General features: G+C 57.0%; 14 protein-coding genes. 4 read left to right on the top strand and 10 right to left on the bottom strand.

Annotation, left to right across the window (positions count from 1 at the left end):
• Window positions 1–6: 6 nt before the first annotated feature.
• Entirely contained in the window at window positions 7–741 is a 735-nt protein-coding gene (locus BGP77_RS04185; RefSeq protein ID WP_108163474.1) for a sulfite exporter TauE/SafE family protein, read from the top strand.
• Between the two features lie 16 nt (window positions 742–757).
• Here BGP77_RS04185 and BGP77_RS04180 read toward each other — a convergent pair whose 3' ends face one another.
• The 7 genes from BGP77_RS04180 to BGP77_RS04150 form a co-directional block, all read right to left on the bottom strand.
• Window positions 758–1,525, bottom strand: coding sequence for an ABC transporter substrate-binding protein (locus BGP77_RS04180; RefSeq protein ID WP_108163473.1), 768 nt, complete (start codon window positions 1,523–1,525; stop codon window positions 758–760).
• 104 nt (window positions 1,526–1,629) lie between these two features.
• Window positions 1,630–2,394, bottom strand: coding sequence for an amino acid ABC transporter ATP-binding protein (locus tag BGP77_RS04175; protein WP_108163472.1), 765 nt, complete (start codon window positions 2,392–2,394; stop codon window positions 1,630–1,632).
• A gap of 10 nt (window positions 2,395–2,404) precedes the next feature.
• Complete coding sequence (locus BGP77_RS04170; protein ID WP_108163471.1) at window positions 2,405–3,499, bottom strand: amino acid ABC transporter permease; 1,095 nt, start codon at window positions 3,497–3,499, stop codon at window positions 2,405–2,407.
• A 1-nt stretch (window position 3,500) separates the two neighbouring features.
• Window positions 3,501–4,649, bottom strand: coding sequence for an amino acid ABC transporter permease (locus tag BGP77_RS04165; RefSeq protein ID WP_233252295.1), 1,149 nt, complete (start codon window positions 4,647–4,649; stop codon window positions 3,501–3,503).
• A gap of 174 nt (window positions 4,650–4,823) precedes the next feature.
• Complete coding sequence (locus BGP77_RS04160) at window positions 4,824–5,843, bottom strand: amino acid ABC transporter substrate-binding protein (protein WP_108163469.1); 1,020 nt, start codon at window positions 5,841–5,843, stop codon at window positions 4,824–4,826.
• Between the two features lie 634 nt (window positions 5,844–6,477).
• Window positions 6,478–7,935 (bottom strand): sigma-54 dependent transcriptional regulator, encoded by a 1,458-nt coding sequence (locus tag BGP77_RS04155; RefSeq protein WP_108163468.1) that lies wholly within the window; start codon window positions 7,933–7,935, stop codon window positions 6,478–6,480.
• Window positions 7,928–9,613 carry a transporter substrate-binding domain-containing protein gene (locus BGP77_RS04150; RefSeq protein WP_233252294.1) on the bottom strand — a complete coding sequence of 562 codons (1,686 nt, stop codon included), beginning with the start codon at window positions 9,611–9,613 and terminating at the stop codon, window positions 7,928–7,930. The genes BGP77_RS04155 and BGP77_RS04150 overlap by 8 nt, the downstream gene beginning before the upstream one ends.
• A gap of 141 nt (window positions 9,614–9,754) precedes the next feature.
• Here BGP77_RS04150 and BGP77_RS04145 point away from each other — a divergent pair, with 141 nt between their 5' ends.
• A complete protein-coding gene (locus BGP77_RS04145) occupies window positions 9,755–10,642 on the top strand; it encodes a GNAT family N-acetyltransferase (RefSeq protein WP_233252293.1) in 888 nt (295 codons plus the stop codon).
• On the opposite strand, the gene BGP77_RS04140 is transcribed toward BGP77_RS04145, so the two are convergent.
• Both BGP77_RS04140 and rimK read right to left on the bottom strand, forming a co-directional pair.
• A complete protein-coding gene (locus BGP77_RS04140; protein WP_199224194.1) occupies window positions 10,639–11,646 on the bottom strand; it encodes a succinylglutamate desuccinylase/aspartoacylase family protein in 1,008 nt (335 codons plus the stop codon). The two genes, BGP77_RS04145 and BGP77_RS04140, sit on opposite strands and share 4 nt — an antisense overlap.
• 21 nt (window positions 11,647–11,667) lie before the next feature.
• A complete protein-coding gene (rimK, locus tag BGP77_RS04135) occupies window positions 11,668–12,567 on the bottom strand; it encodes a 30S ribosomal protein S6--L-glutamate ligase (protein ID WP_108163465.1) in 900 nt (299 codons plus the stop codon).
• A gap of 213 nt (window positions 12,568–12,780) precedes the next feature.
• On the opposite strand from rimK, the gene BGP77_RS04130 reads away from it, so the two are divergent.
• Entirely contained in the window at window positions 12,781–13,497 is a 717-nt protein-coding gene (locus BGP77_RS04130) for a protocatechuate dioxygenase (RefSeq protein WP_158269265.1), read from the top strand.
• 107 nt (window positions 13,498–13,604) lie between these two features.
• Window positions 13,605–14,963: a magnesium transporter gene (locus tag BGP77_RS04125; protein WP_108163463.1), complete on the top strand. Its 1,359-nt coding sequence runs from the start codon at window positions 13,605–13,607 to the stop codon at window positions 14,961–14,963.
• Here the strand turns inward: BGP77_RS04125 and BGP77_RS04120 are convergent.
• Window positions 14,953–16,437 carry a bifunctional diguanylate cyclase/phosphodiesterase gene (locus BGP77_RS04120; protein ID WP_108163462.1) on the bottom strand — a complete coding sequence of 495 codons (1,485 nt, stop codon included), beginning with the start codon at window positions 16,435–16,437 and terminating at the stop codon, window positions 14,953–14,955. The genes BGP77_RS04125 and BGP77_RS04120 overlap by 11 nt on opposite strands.
• Window positions 16,438–16,515: the final 78 nt, after the last annotated feature.

Here is a 16,515-nt window from a genome sequence, read left to right as displayed (position 1 = left end):
GAGGGTATGTGGTTTGGCATTGTCGCGGTGATGGCGGCGACCAGTTTTTTATCCGGTATTTTAGGCATGGGTGGCGGCATCATTCTGATGGGGGTTTTGGTGCTGTTGCTGCCTCTGGCCAGCGCCATGGTGTTGCATGCATTAACGCAGATAGCCGCCAACGGCAGTCGTGCCTGGCTGCATCGGCGTCATATTCACTGGGGTGTTTTACGCTGGTACGTGCTTGGCGGTCTGGCGGTGCTGGGTTTGTTTTTCTTTCTCTGGTTTGAAGTGCCCAAGTCGTGGTTTTTCATCGGACTGGGGTTGATGGCGTTGCTGGGTAATGTGTTGCCCAAATCCTGGCAGTTGGATGTCACCCGGCCAGTGCAGTCGGTGGTCTGTGGTGCCTTGGTGACCGCGGGGCAATTGTTTGTTGGCGTGGCGGGCAGCATTCTCGATTTGTTTTTTATTCATGCCCGACTGAACCGCTATCAGGTGGTTGCCACCAAGGCGATCACTCAGACCAGTGGCCACCTGATGAAACTGACGTTTTATGGCTCGCTGGTGTTCAGTCAGCCGCAATCGCTGGGGATTCCCTTTTGGGTTTATGTGGCGGTGATTCCAGCCGCGTTTTTGGGCACGCGTCTGGGGGCTGAAGTGTTGCATCGGCTCGATGATCAACAGTTTCGGCGCTATACCCGCTGGGTGTTGAATGCCGTTGGTGTGGTTTACATCACGCGTGGCGTCTTGATGATGCTCTGACGTTGAACCCAGCGCCCTAGTCTGCCGCGTTGACGGTGGGCGCAATGGCATTGGCGCCGCGTTCGGCCATGACGGTGTCGTAAGCGTCGTGCAAGCGTTGCAGTTTGTCGGTGTCGGTCTCCGGGTTCATCGCCAGGTACATATCGACGGTGCGAATGACGAAGGCGGGTTCAATGTCCGGGTAGCCTGCGTTCTGCGCCAGCTGATAAGCGCTGGCATCGGAGGCGATCCAGACGTCGATCTGATCCTGCGCCAACCGCTGAGGATTGAGGGAATCGTTCGGCAAGGTGGATACGCGGATACCGGCTTCTTGCAAGAACAACGTCGCAGCGTCGTCTTCATAACCACCGACTCTCAGGGTGCGTAAGTCGTCGAGGCTGTTGATCGCCAGATCGTTACCGGCGTACTTGAACAACACCCAGCTGTATTGCGCGATGGGACCAACCCAGTTGAACAGGGTTTCTCGGGATTCGGTACGGGCCGTGGAATAGAGACCGTAGTTGGGGCGTTCCAGGGTGCGTTCGTAGCCGACTCGCCAGGTACGCAGCCGCAACCGGTAACTGAGGCCAGACTCGGCCATGATGGCTTTGACCAGCTCGGTGGATGAGCCTCCGATGTCGTCGCGCCAGTGTTCGAAATCCCGACCGTTCAGTGAATAGTTATAGCGGCCGTAGTTCTCTGTATAGAGATAGATATCAGTGCCGGTTTCGGCGTGACTGGTGAATGGAATCAGCACCAGCAATGACAGCAGCATCGACTGCAACAAGGCACGCAAAGCGGTCATGGACGTTCGCCTGTTTGTACGACTTGGACAAACTATAGCGAACCTTGAGGTTGGCGTCCCGGTAAAGCGGAACCAAGGGGAGGCGCGAGGCCTCCCCGACTGGCTCAGTGTCCCAGAATCTGGCTGAGGAACAGCTTGGTACGATCGTTCTGCGGATTATTGAAGAACTCGTGCGGCTCGTTCTGTTCAATAATCTGACCGGCGTCCATAAAGATCACGCGGTCGGCCACTTCTTTAGCGAAGCCCATTTCGTGTGTTACACACAGCATGGTCATGCCTTCTTTGGCCAGTTCGATCATCACGTCTAGTACTTCTTTGATCATCTCCGGGTCGAGCGCTGACGTCGGCTCATCGAACAGCATGACCTTGGGGTTCATACACAGCGAACGGGCAATCGCCACACGCTGTTGCTGACCACCGGAAAGCTGGCCCGGATATTTGTGCGCCTGTTCGGCGATCTTAACCCGCTCAAGGTATTTCATGGCGGTTTCTTCGGCTTCTGCTTTAGGGCGCTTCAGCACGAACATGGGAGCCAGCGTCAGGTTCTCCATCACCGTCAGGTGCGGGAAGAGATTGAAGTGCTGGAACACCATGCCGACATCCTTGCGGATTTCTTCGATGTTTTTAACGTTGTCGGTCAGCTCGATGCCATTTACCGACACTTCGCCCTGCTGGTGTTCTTCCAGCCGGTTGAAGCAGCGGATCATGGTCGATTTACCGGAACCGGACGGGCCGCAGATTACGATGCGTTCGCCCTGTTTGACGTCCAGGTTAATGTCGCGCAGTACGTGAAATTCGCCGTACCACTTGTTCATGTTGTTGACCTGGATGACCGATTCGCGATCGGCCAATTGGCGTTGTTCAGTCATGGTCGAACTCCTAATGAGACATGCCTTTGTGCATTTCGCGATCCAGATAGAGGGCGTAACGCGACATAAAGAAACAGAAGCAGAAATAAATCAGCGCGATGAACACATAACCTTCAATGTATTGCTGTCGCCAGGTCGGATCGTTGATGGCCGCTTTAGTGGCTGCCAGCAAATCGAACAGACCGATGATGGTCACCAGCGAGGTGTCTTTGAACAGCGAGATGAAGGTACTCATCGTTGGCGGGATCACCAGGCGCAGCGCTTGCGGCAGGATAATCTTGCTCATTTTCTGCCAGTAACTCAGACCCAGCGCATCGGCTGCTTCATACTGGCCGGACGGGATCGCCTGCATACCACCGCGGAACACTTCCGCCAGATAGGCTGCCTGGAAGAAGATGATGCCCACCTGTGCACGCAACAATTTGTCGATGGAGACGCCGTCGGGCAGGAACAGCGGGAACATCAAAGACGCCATGAACAATACCGAAATCAGTGGCACGCCACGGAAAACTTCGATAAAGACCACGCAGATCACGCGGACGAACGGCATTTCTGAACGACGACCCAGCGCCAGAATCAACGCCAGCGGGGCGGCAAAGGCAATACCGACCACGGCCAGAATCAAGGTCAGTGTCAGACCGCCCCAGTTGGTGCTGGACACGCGTTCCAGACCCAGAATGCCGCCGCCGAGGATGATGTACATGACGACGAAGCCGACGATCCAGGCAACTGCGAGCCAGGGGCTCCAGAAACGACGGTTCATGCTGATAAGAATGCCGCCGACCAACATGAAAATGGCAATCAACGGACGCCACTGCTCATCCAACGGATAGGTGCCAAACAGCAGGAAACGGTAGTTGTCGTGCACAAACGCCCAGCAGGCGCCGCTGACATCGCCGCAGAATTCCTTGCTGGCACTGAAGCTGGCGTTAACGATGGCCCAGCCGACCACAGCACTGAGAATTTCCCACAGTATATAAATGCAGATCAGGCTGATGACGGTATTGGTCGGCGATGAGAACAGATTGGTTTTGAGCCAGCTCACGCTGCGGCGCATCGTGCTGCCACCGGTCGGACGCGCCTGACTTGGAATCATGGTTGTCATCTTAACGCTCCACCAGCGCCATGCGCTTGTTGTACCAGTTCATAAACAGGGAAATCAGCAGGCTGATGCCCAGATAAACCGTCATGAAGATCGCCACGCCTTCCACCGCCTGACCGGTCTGGTTCATGGTGGTGTTGGAGATCGACACCAGCTCTGGATAACCAATCGCAACGGCCAGCGAGGAGTTTTTGGTCAGGTTCAGATACTGGTTGGTGAGCGGCGGAATGATCACGCGCAACGCCTGTGGCAGCACAATTAAGCGCATGGTCCAGCTGGGTTTCAGACCCAGGGATGTTGAGGCTTCGCTTTGACCTTTAGGGACCGACTGAATACCGGAACGCACCACCTCGGCAATATAGGTGGCGGTGTAGACCGTCAGCCCGAGCAGCAAGGTGAAGAATTCCGGTGACATGTTTAGGCCGCCCTGGAAGTTAAAGCCTTGCAATGCCGGCACGTTCATTTCAATTGGCGCGCCGAACAGCAGCCAGGTCAAGATCGGCAAGCCGACCACAATACCCAGGCCGACACTCAGGTGCGGGAACACCTGACCGGTCGCTTCCAGTCGTTTGAAACTCCACTTACGCAGCACGAAGGCACCGATGATGCCGACGATGAAGGCGATAAACACCCAGAACCAGGCCGGATTGTCAGCCGGAATGGGCAGATAAAGGCCGCGATTGGTCAGGAAGGTGCCCGGTAACGGATTTAACGCCTGGCGGACACCGGGTAAGCCGTTGGTAATCAGGGCATACCAGAAAAACAATTGCAGCAATAAGGGGACGTTACGGAAAACGTCGATATAGGTCTTGCCGATAAAGCGCACCAGCCAGTTTTTGGAAACCAGGCCAATGCCGATCAGGGTGCCAATGATGGACGCCAGAATGATACCGGTCAGAGACACCTTGATGGTGTTGAGAATACCGACCAGCAACGCGCGGCCGTAATTGCTTTCCGGACTGTAAGCAATGACGCTTTCGCTGATACCAAAGGAGGCTTCACGATCGAGAAAGCCAAAGCCAGTCGCGATGTTTTGTTCATCCAGGTTGGTCTGGACGTTACTGACCAGATACCAGCCGAGAAAGAAGACGCCGCCAAAAACAAGCACCTGATAGATAATGGAGCGTACGGTTTTGTCGTACAGAAGAGCCATCAGGGGTCGGGAGGCGTCGCTTGGGTGTTTGGAATCCATAACCCGAGGTCTCCAATGAAGTGCCCGAGGTTTCCAAAAAAGTTGGAAATACCGTGATTAACTGAGCGTATAAAGCGGGCCCGGCTGGGCCCGCTCAAAGAAAGTCACCCTAAGAGGTGACCCGGATTCGCTGTCTTAGCGAACCGGATAGGCGTACATCAGGCCGCCGTCAGTCCACAGGGCGTTCAGACCACGGTCCAGACCCAGCTTCTCAGTGACGTTGCGGTCATAAGCTTCGCCGTAGTTACCGACTTGCTTGATGATGTTGTAAGCCCAGTCTTCTTCCAGACCCAGAGCTTCACCCATACCCGGAGTGACGCCCAGGAAACGCTGGATGCCCGGGTTGGTGCTGTCGAGCATGTCGTCAACGTTTTCAGAAGTGATGCCGTACTCTTCAGCTTCGATCATCGCAACCAAAGACCACTTAACGATGTCCAGCCACTCGTCATCGCCGTGACGAACAACAGGGCCCAGCGGTTCTTTGGAGATCACTTCAGGCAGTACCACGTAGTCGTCCGGGTTTTCAGCGGAAACCATACGGGCAGAAGCCAGACCACCACGGTCAGTGGTGTAAACGTCACAACGGCCAGAGAAGAAGGCAGAGGTGACTTCAGTGGTGTTTTCGATAACCACCGGTTCGAATTCCATGTCGTTGGCACGGAAGTAGTCGGCCAGGTTCAGCTCGGTAGTGGTACCCGGCTCAACACAGACAGCAGCGCCGTCCAGTTGAGTCGCGCTGGTCACACCCAGGTCCTTACGAACCAGGAAGCCTTGACCGTCGTAGTAGTTCACACCGGCAAAGTTCAGACCCAGGCTGGTGTCACGAGTCAGTGTCCAGGTAGTTACACGAGACAGCACATCGATTTCACCAGACTGCAGAGCGGTGAAACGCTGAGCGGCAGTCAGAGGGGTGTATTGAACGGCTTCGGAATCACCGAACATGGCAGCAGCAACAGCGCGGCAAACGTCCACGTCCAGACCTTCCCAGGAACCGCTGGCACTTGAAGCAAAGCCCGGCAGGGAGGTGTTAACGCCACACTGGACGTAACCTTGATCCATAACGGCGTCTACGGTGTCGCCGGCCTGAACGCCACCAGCCACCATGGACAGTGACAGAGCGGCAGCAGCCGTCGTGCTGGTCAGTTTCTTAAGCATCTTACTCTCCGTTTCACATTGCTTTTTTTATTGCCGAAGGATGAAAGCGTCCTCCTTCGGCCCTACAACCTCGACTGCCGCTGGCAGGCGGGTTATTCACGATGCCGGACGGTCATCAACAGCCCGACGATCCGAATTCTGGTCGTCCATCCACCATCGGCGAGGACACCTTGAACCTTCGTCATGACAGCAGACACGCAGGTCTGGTGGGCTTACACAAAGCGGGGCATCGAGTATCGGGCAAACCGGCATTGTTATTCTGATTATTGAAGTGTTCTTTTTATTGCCCGTAACCCTAGAGCAAGGACAGGGCCAACTTGTATCGATACAAGTTAACTTATTGTTTTTATTATAAAAAATCCACTTTCCCGGCCAAATAGACAGTGCGCAAGGTTATAACGAATGGAATAAAGTGGTGCGGTTGACGCAATTCAGGTCTTGCACTGTCCTGAGTCACGGCACTGAATTGGTGCGTTTTGGTGAGCGATAAAAGTGCGCTTGTAGAAACTTTGAACAAGCCGCAATCGCCCCCAGTGGACGGGGTGGGTCCTGTGCACAGCGGTTGTGCGTGTGATGGATGTCACAAAGAACCTATAACTTTTGGAATAGTTATAACCAAAGGAATAGTTCGAGTTCAGTCAGACAGGCTGGTTTTACGGGTTTCACCATCGCGTTGTCGTTTCAGTCGCTTACTCAGCGCCGGTTGTGAAATACCCAAAATGCGCGCGGCAATGGACTGGTTGTTGTCGGCGCGGTGCATGGCTTCGAGGATCAGCAATTCATCCATTTCACTGAGCGTCGGCAGGCGGGCATCCAACGGGAACTGCACCAGCGCGCCGCCTTGGCCGGCGTCGACAGATGGGTCGCGATCCTGCTGCCAGGGCAGGTCGCTGGGTTTGAGCGGACCATTGGATTGATGCCGGCTGACGGCATCGAAGGCCATGGCGCGCAGTTCACGAACGTTGCCGGGGAAATCGTAATTTTGCAGGACCGCCCAGAGTTCCGGGCTGTAATCGGGGGCGGGACGGCCGAGGTCTTCAGCGGCGAGCTCCGCGAAATAGGTGAACAGCAGGCGAATGTCTTCGCGACGTGCGCGCAATGGCGGTATCTGAACCTGGTGAGTGCACAGGCGATAATATAGGTCGCGGCGGAAATCACCGGCTTGCTGGCGTTCGGCCAAATCTTGATGGGTGGCCACCAAAATGCGCGCCTGAGTGCGTTTGGGGCGGTCGGAGCCGATGGGGTAGTACTCACCTTCCTGCAACAGTCGCAGCAACTTGATCTGCGCTGACGGTGGCAGATCGCCGATTTCATCCAGAAAGAGTGTGCCGCCGGAGGCTTCTTCGACCAGGCCCGCCCGTTCGCTATCGGCACCGGTAAAGGCGCCTTTGCGGTGACCAAAGAGGGTGTCGTTAAAGATGTGGTCATCGAGTCCCGCTACGTTGACGGTGACCAGCTTACCCTGCCGCCCGGAGAGTCGGTGTACGGCGCGCGCGATCAGTTCTTTACCGGTGCCGCTTTCGCCGCAGATCATCAATGGCTGCGATGAACGAGCGACCGATTCCAGGTACTGAAACACCGACGCCATGGCACGACTTTGCGTCAGAATGTCGGAGAAGACTTCGGGTGAATCCAGTCGGCGACTGAGCACCCGGTGACGCAGCTCTTCGTTTTCGCGTTTGATTTCCTGCAATTGAATGGCGCGCTTAATGCCTTCGAGCAAACGCGTTGATTCGGTGGTCTTCACATAAAAGTCGAACGCGCCCATGCGCAGACACTCCACCGCCGTTTCCACCTGGTTCAGACCACTGATGATGACGATGACCACATTGGGGAAGGCCTCGCTCATTTCGCGCAGCAGTGACTGACCGGATTGATGCGGCATATTCAGATCGAGCAGCACCACGCCAATGGGATAGGTTTCCAGCATGGCCATGGCGTCGCGGCTGTCCTGACAATAATACAGGTGGTTAATGCCGCCTTTGCGTTCCAGCATCAGCCCCAGGCTGCGGTGATAGGACGCTTCGTCATCCACCAGCAGGATGCCGAATTCCGGGTAGCGACTGTCGGTCTGATCGGCGTTCTTATTCATGAACGGAAGTCTCTTCGCGGTGATTCCAGGGGAAGGTCACTTCAACACGGGTGCCTTCGCCTGGCTGGGAATAAAAGTTCATTTCGCCCTGATAGGCCGTCACGATACCGGCCGATACCGACAGCCCCAAGCCAGTGCCGCCGCTTTCCCGTTTGGTGGTGTAGAACGGATCGGTCAGGCTCGACAGCGCTTCCGGCTCAATGCCCACGCCTTCGTCTTGAACCACCAGCACCAGGCGTTGGCTGGCGTGATGAATGCGCGTCTCCACCTTGACCGCCCGGCTGTCGTCCGGCAAGGCCTGGCAGGCATTGATGATCAAATTCACCACTACCTGTTCAATTCGCTGAGCGTTGCCCAGCATGGACGGCAAATAGGGATCGAGGGTTAATGAAAAGTGGCGGGTGTAGCCGCGGATGGTGACATCGAGCAGGCGCGCGGCGGTGGCAACCACTTCGTTGAGATTGATGGGCACGGCGGTGTCTTTGGCTTCCTGGCGGGCAAAGTCGCGCAGGTCATTAACGATGCGGCGAATGCGCTGGGCACCTTCGTTCATTTCGCTGATGACGTAGGGGATTTCGCGGCGAATGCGCTGGTAGTCCAGACCGGCAATATCAAAACGGCCGCTGTCGTAGAGTCGATCGAGCAATGGCAGCGCATCGTCCCAGGCATCGCTGAGCATGGGCAGATTGAGCAGAATCAGCCCCGATGGATTGTTGATTTCGTGTGCCACGCCCGACACCAGCGTACCGAGCGAACTCATCTTATCGGCTTGAATCAACTGTTGCTGCTGCTTGCGCACTTCTTCGGTTTGGCGCTCGACCCGGCGTTGCAGCGTGCGGTTCCACACCACCACCAACCCCAGGCCGAACAACAGCAGCGCCGACGTGGCACCGGTGGCGATGCCGACCAAACGCCAGTCGCGGCTTTGCGGGTTTTCCAGCGAACCGAGCCATTTGTCGTAAATCGCCTGTTGTTGGCCGGTGTTCTTTAAAATCGCCAGGCCTTCGGAAAACAGCGCCAGAATGTCTTCGTTGCCTTTTTTAACCGCATAGCCATAAGGCTGTGCCTGCACCGGCCGCCAGACCGATTCGACGTTCGACAGTCTGTATTCGCGACTGTAATACAGGCTCGGCAAAGTGGCGCCGAGGGCGTAGTCAAAACGGCCAGCGGCAATCTGGCGCAGGGCTTCGTAATGGGTGCGCACGGGGACGATGCGCACGCCCAGATCCCGCTCGCGCAGGTAGTCGTGCATGATGTCTTCGCGCTGCACCACCACGGTTTTGCCACGAATATCGACCAGGCTGTTGGGTTCGGGATCGTCACTGCGGGCGAAAAAAGAAAAATTCACGATTACCGAGGGCGGGCTGAAGGTGTAATCCTTAGCGCGCTCCGGGGAGGCGATCATGCCTTGCAGCACATCCATCTCGCCGTTATCCAGCGCTGAACGCATTGATGACCAGCTGCTTAGGGTGATTTCAATATCCAGTCCCATCACTTCGGCAATGGCGCGCGTCATATCGACGTTGTAGCCGGTGACGTTGCCGTTATCGTCGACGTACTCATAAGGCGGAAACGAATCGTCACCACCCACTCGAATCACATCGGCGAGCGCCGCCGTGGGTAACCAGCCGGCAGTGAGACTCAGGCAGAAATAGAATTCGATCAGGCGGCGGGGCAAAAAAGCGTTCCTCGGTGACAGCACAGTCGGGCGCAAGCGCAGGGTCGAGAATATAGCGAGTCCGGTCGGGCAGGGCAAAAGCCCTTGCGGCTTAAGAGTGAGTTGAGATACTGATCGCTTCCAAGGTTCTGGAGTACCGCTGTGTCCCTTGCTGCCCGTATACTGACCCCATCGGATGAACCGCAATTGCGTGAGTTTCTGTTGGCGCATCGCGATGTCAGTCTGTTTTTGCTGAACAACCTGCAAAGCAGCGGGATTGTTGCTGGCAACCTCCCCTATCAAGGGCAGTATTGGGGCGCCTTTGAACAGGGCCGGATGGTCGGCGTGGTGGCGCATTATTGGCAAGGCATGGTGTTGCCGTCAGCGCCCAGAGGCCTTGAGCACATTGCGCCTTTACTGGCGGAACAGGCCGACCGGCCGGTGCAAGGCATCATCGGTGATCGGGCTCAGGTTGATTGGCTGGGTGATTACTTTCAGGTGCAGCGCTGGCGCATGGATAACCCCGAGCCGCTGTACACGCTCGACTTGCAACAGTTGCAGGTTCCGACGGCGTTGCGCGATGGTGAACTGAGCGTGCGTCTGGCGACGCCGGCTGATGAAGATTGGTTGGTGGAATGGCGCATCGTTTACGCCGGAGAAACCATGGCCGAACCGGACAACGCCGAAACCCGGCGCCGGGCACGGGCGTTAATGCAGCAGGAAATTCCCAGCGGTCATCTTTTTGTGTTGTGTCGCAGCGGCGAGCCCGTGGCAATGTCTGGCTTTAATGCCCAAGCGGCGCAGACCGTGCAGATTGGTGGCGTTTTTACGCCACAAGAACAGCGGGGTCGCGGCTATGGCCGAGCCGTGGTAGCCGGTTCGCTGCTGCTGGCGCGAGAGCAAGGCGTGCAGCGCTCGGTGCTCTTTACCGGTCACGACAACATCGCCGCTCAGCGCGCCTATGAATCGTTGGGGTATCAGCGCAGTGGCGAGTTTGGCATGAAACTGCTCGACGAACCGCTGTTCGCCGAGCGATTCCCAACCCCTTAGGTGCCGAATTCAGGTCCCAATTCTTCGTGGAAGCGTTCTACCTGATTGGCAACGTCTTCGGACATGCCGCGATAACGCGCAATGTGGAACAGCGCATCGCCTTCGTACACCAGCGCCAGCTGCGTGAGCCCGACCAGAATACCCGCGCGTGACGAACGCACTTCGGTGGCTTCCATGGTGTTCGGGCCAATGATGCGCGCCAGCAGCTGATCTTTTTTCACGTAGGTGCCGGGTTTCACCAAACACTGGAACACACCCGAATCGGCGGCGCGTTCCCAGTAAGACGTATCGGCAACCGTCTGATCGGTGCGTACCTTGGCGACGCCGCTGAGCATACCCAGATGCATCATCACATTGGTGATGCCGCGCGTACCGGCGCGAATGCTGATTTCATCCAGACGCAATGCTTCGCCTGCTTCGTAGACCAGCACCGGGATATTGTTGTTACCCGCCGACTGACGCAACGAGCCTTCGCGCAACTCGCTGTTGAGAATCAGCGGCACACCAAAGGCACGCGCCATGGCTTCGACGTCTGGGTTGTTCAGCTCGGCACGTACCTGCGGCACATTAAAACGGTGCAGCGCAGCGGTGTGCAGGTCGATGCCGTAATCGGATTGCAGCACCACTTCCTGCATCAGCACTTCGGCGACGCGTGAGGCCAACGTGCCCGACGCTGAGCCCGGGAAAACGCGGTTCAGGTCGCGCCGGTCGGGCAGATAACGCGAACCCATACCGAAGCCGTGAACATTGACCACCGGCACCACGATCACCGTGCCTTTCAGTCCGCGCAGCTTGCGCGAACGCATAAAGCGACGAATCACTTCCAGACCGTTCAATTCATCGCCGTGCAGCGCTGCCGTGACAAACAAGGTCGGGCCCGGTTTGCGGCCGCGGCGCACAAAGGTGTGCATGGTGGCGTCGGAGTTACCCGGAGCGCCGGGCAGCGCCAGCGGCAGATTATGCCAGCGCCCGGGCGCCAGCTTGGCAGGTTCGATTTGCGGCATGGGGATGTCTTCCTTGTTCGGTTAACCTTCGACGCGCTTGGGTTTGTCGACCAGTTTCTTTTCCAGATGAGTGACGATCAGACCGGCGAGGTCTTTGCCGGTGGCCATTTCGATGCCTTCTAAACCCGGCGAAGAATTCACTTCCATCACCACCGGGCCGTGATTGGAGCGCAGAATATCGACACCGGCGACTTCCAACCCCATAACCTTGGCGGCGCGCACCGCGGTTTTGCGTTCTTCGGGAGTGATTTTGATCACCTCAGCGCTGCCGCCGCGATGCAGGTTGGAGCGGAATTCGCCCGGTGCGGCCTGACGTTTGATGGTGGCGACCACTTTGTCACCGATTACAAAGCACCGGATGTCAGCACCGCCGGCTTCTTTTATGTATTCCTGCACCAGGATGTTGGTGTCCAGGCCCAGAAACGCCTCGATCACGCTTTCCGCAGCTTTGCGTGTTTCACACAACACCACGCCAATGCCCTGAGTGCCTTCGAGCAGTTTCACCACCAAGGGCGCACCGCCGACCATCTGAATCAGGTCAGGGATTTCATCGGGGCTATGAGCAAAACCGGTGATCGGCAGGCCGATGCCTTTGCGCGCCAGCATTTGCATCGAACGCAATTTGTCGCGCGAACGCGAGATCGCCAGTGACGGATTCAGCGTGGTGGTGCCCATCATCTCGAACTGACGAACCACGGCAGTGCCATAAAAGGTAATGGAGGAACCGATGCGGGGAATGATGGCATCAACGTTTTCCAACGCCTCGCCCTTGTAATGAATGGCCGGGCGATGCGAGGCGATGCTCATGTAGCAGCGCAGAGTATCGATGACCAGCACCTCGTGGCCGCGTGATTGCGCGGTCGAGACCAGTCGCTGGGTCGAATAATTACTCGGCTCGCGGGTCAGTACAGCCAGTTTCATTGCGAACTCCCATGGCAGAAGGTTGGCGGCGGCGCAGCATACGGGGAATGATGAGCCTGATCCACTATCTTCAAGCAAATAGCGGTCACATGCCAAGCCTTGTCCTTACGGGGTTTTTACCCGTCTTTCTGCCGAATGGCACATTCGCTGCCAAGCCGGATGGCGTACAAAGGGTCGGTATGAATGAATGGCATCGACCGAGGGCTAGATGGCATGAGTGACAACAATCTTCCGGCAACCAGCCGGCGTCTTTTTCTAGGGTTGGCCGGTGGCATGGTCACGGGCGCTTTGATCAGCGCGTCCGGCTTTGCCCGCGCCGAAAATGAAGATGAACTGGACGATATTCAATGCCGGTTAATGCCGCGCGAAACCGAAGGTCCCTTCCCGTTGCGGGAGGTGCTTAACCGTCCGGACCTGGTGCGTCGTGATTTGACCGAGGGCTTGCCGGGTGTTCCGTTAGCGCTGCAATTAAAGATTGTCGATGTGAACAATGGCTGCCGACCGATTGAAGGTGCTGGTGTGTATGTCTGGCATTGTGACCGGGATGGACGTTATTCCGGCTACAACGACGCGCGCGGTGAAACCTTTTGTCGCGGTCTTCAGTTTGCCGAGGGTCAGGGAGTTGCGCGTTTCAATACGATCTATCCGGGCTGGTATCCGGGCCGGGTGACGCACATTCACTTTCAGGTGTATCTGGAAGATCCGGCGGGCAGTCGCGCAACGGTCACTTCGCAACTGGCGTTTCCCGATACCGTCACTCAGGCGGTTTATAACAGCCGCGATTACACTGAGCGGGGTCAGAATACGTCGGTCAGAAGCGTCGCCACCGATTCCATTTTTGCCGATGGCAGCGAGCTTCAGGTAGTGACGATCGAAGGGGATCCGGTGGCGGGCTATGTGGCTCGTCTGGTGGTTGGTATCGCTGCCTGAGACGGCGCAAAATGTCGTTAACCTCGTGCTATAGTGGTGGTTAATCTGACCTGTTTCCGGTCGGCGAGTGCCGACCGGCCCATCGTTTTTCCGGGAACTGCCCAAGCATGTCGAGCCGCGAAGAAACCCTGCACGATCACGTCGAATTCTGGCTGGAAGAATTAGCCGCTGAGCGACCACCCCGCCCTGACTGGTTTGATGGCCTGTCCGATACCGATATTGCCTTTACGCTGGAATCCTTGCCATTTGAAGCGCGCTTGTCGGTGTGGCAGGCAGTGCCGCCAGCGATGCGGGGCGCGGTGTTGGTGGAGTTGCACGATGAGCACCGCCGGTCGTTGCTCAAAGCCGCGCCGCCGGATTCGTTATTGCAATGGCTGGGTCGTACCGATCCGGAAGATCTGCTGGAGCTGATGGACGACTTGCCGGTGCAACTGGGCCGGCGGGTATTGCGACGACTCGATCAGGAAGAGCGCGAACAGCTGCAGGCGGCCCTGGGTTACGACGATGATCAGATTGGTCGTTGGCTCAGCTTTAAGGTCATTACCGTAGTGGCCGACACGCCCGGTCGTCTGTTTCGTAAAGCGCTGCGCGAAACCGGGATTCCGGAGATGACGGATGTCATCGTTTTGGTGGATGACAATGGCCGTTACCAAGGCTGTTTGTCGCTCGATACCGCCATGCAGGTGCCGACGCAGCAACCGCTCAGCCAGTTTATCGATCCGGAAATCAATCCGTTGAACCCCGCCCTGTCACTGCACGAAGGTGCTCAATCGATACGTGCCTCGGGTTGGTCGATGCTGCCGGTGGTCGATGAAAACGGCACGGTGCTCGGACGGTTTACCGCCAGCGATGCCCTTGATGTTATCACCGAAGAGCAGGAACGACAGATTTCCCAACTGACCGGTGGTGGTCTGGAAGAGGAAGACTTGTTCTCCCCCGTGCGCTTGGCGGTCCCTAAACGTTCTGTCTGGTTAGGTATCAACTTGCTGACGGCGTTGCTGGCGGCTTGGGTGATTGGGCGCTTCGAAGTGGCTTTGTCGCAGTGGGTGGCCTTGGCGGTACTGATGCCGGTGGTGGCCAGCATGGGCGGTATTGCCGGTAGTCAGACGCTCAGTCTGGCCATTCGAGGGCTGGCGACCGGTCAGCTGGGCTCGGCTAACGTGCGCTCGCTGATTCGCAAGGAATTGCTGGTGGGCGCTATCAATGCGGTGTTGTGGGCCGTTGTCATCGGCATCGTTGCCAGCGTCTGGTACGACAGTCTGGTGCTGATGGGTGTGATTGCCTTTGCCATTCTGGTCAATCTGGTGGCGGCGTCGCTCGCGGGTGTGGCCGTGCCCTGGGTGTTGTCGCGCATGAAGATTGATCCGGCATTGGCCGGTTCGGTGGTGCTGACCACCGTCACCGATGTGGTCGGTTTCTTTGCCTTTCTCGGCACCGCCTCACTGGTGTTGGCGTTTATTGGTTGAGCAGCTGGGTCAATTCGGTAACCGGCATGGGTCGGGCGTAATAAAACCCCTGCATGATGGAGCAGCCGTGCTGCGTTAAAAACGCCGCCTGCGCATCCGTTTCGACGCCTTCCGCCACCACTTCCAGTTTTAAAGTACGCGCCATGGCGAGGATGGTTTCCGTGATGACGGCGTCGTTGTGATCGTCGGGAATATCCTGAATAAAACTGCGATCAATCTTCAGTTCCACCAGCGGCAATTGTTTGAGCATCGACAGTGATGAATAGCCGGTGCCGAAGTCGTCGATGGAAAACTCAATGCCTTCCTGACGCCAGGCGCTGATCGCTTTCAGCGCGACATCGAGATCCTGCATGGTCGCTGTTTCGGTAATTTCCAGACGCAACACCGGGCTGTCTGCGGGTTGTGTTTTGGTCAGTCGCAATAGGTGGCTCATGGTGGCATGTTCGATCAGTGCCAAGTGCGACAGGTTGACTGAGATGCGGCCGAGTTGGTTTTGTCGAATGCCCGCCGCGTCGAGCTCAGTGAAGGCACGATTGATCACAAAGTCGGTAATGGCGCCGATCATGCCCTGCTCTTCCGCCAGCGGAATAAAATCAGCCGGGGAGATATAACCGCGTTGCGGGTGCTGCCAGCGGATCAACACTTCGGCGCCGACCCAACGCTTTTCATCGACATTCCACTGCGGTTGGTAGACCAGCTCGAAGGCGTTGTCGTCGATGGCCTGGCGCAGGTCTTTGGTCAGCGTCAGGCGTTCCATCAGCCGGTCTTTGAGTTCTTCGCGGAACACGCTGTGTCGATCGCGACCGTGCGATTTAGCGTGGAACAACGCCATGTCGGCGTGGCGCATCAGATCCCGATTGTTATCGCCATCGCCGGGGAAGTGGCTGGAGCCGATGCTCACGGTCTGGCCGTGGAGTCGGCTGTGTTTGGCGCTGCGGGTCAGGCTGTGCTGCAACCAATCGAGTCGTTCGCTGCATTCTTCCAGAGTCATTTCTGGCGGACTGATCAGTCCGAATTCATCGCCGCCAAGACGCGCCAAATACCAGCTGTCTCCCAGATGCTGACGCAGTGAGCCGTGTAGGGCCACCAGCAAGTCATCACCGATGCTGTGGCCTAACTCGTCGTTCATGTTCTTAAAGTGGTCGATGTCGAGCATGCTCAGGCTGAACACCGAACCGCGCTGCAAACTGCGACGACAGCGGCGTTTTAATTCGGCTTCAAACGCATAGCGATTGGGTAAGCCCGTCAGAGGGTCTTTCAAGGTGAGCGTCTGCACCTGTCGCAGGGTTTGGTACAGCAAGATATACAGCAGCAGACTGGTGATCAGTACGAAGCTAATGCCTTTGAGCGACTGGGCTCGATTCAGCCAGACGACATCGTCGATCAGCGACTCTACTAATCGATCGGAAAACAGAATCCAGGCGCCTGCGAAGAGGGCGTAAATGAGGGCGATGCGCAGTGCGGGTTTGAACATGAAAGCGGCAGGTAATGGTCGAATGCACCGCCAGTGTAGCAGCCATTGGAACAATGAGACGGCGGTGGCGTCACAGAA

This window comes from Saccharospirillum sp. MSK14-1 (assembly GCF_003054965.1).
Classification (GTDB): Bacteria; Pseudomonadota; Gammaproteobacteria; order Pseudomonadales; family Natronospirillaceae; genus Saccharospirillum.
The sequence above is the reverse complement of the archived record's forward strand: the minus strand, read 5'-3'. Positions and strand labels throughout refer to the sequence as shown.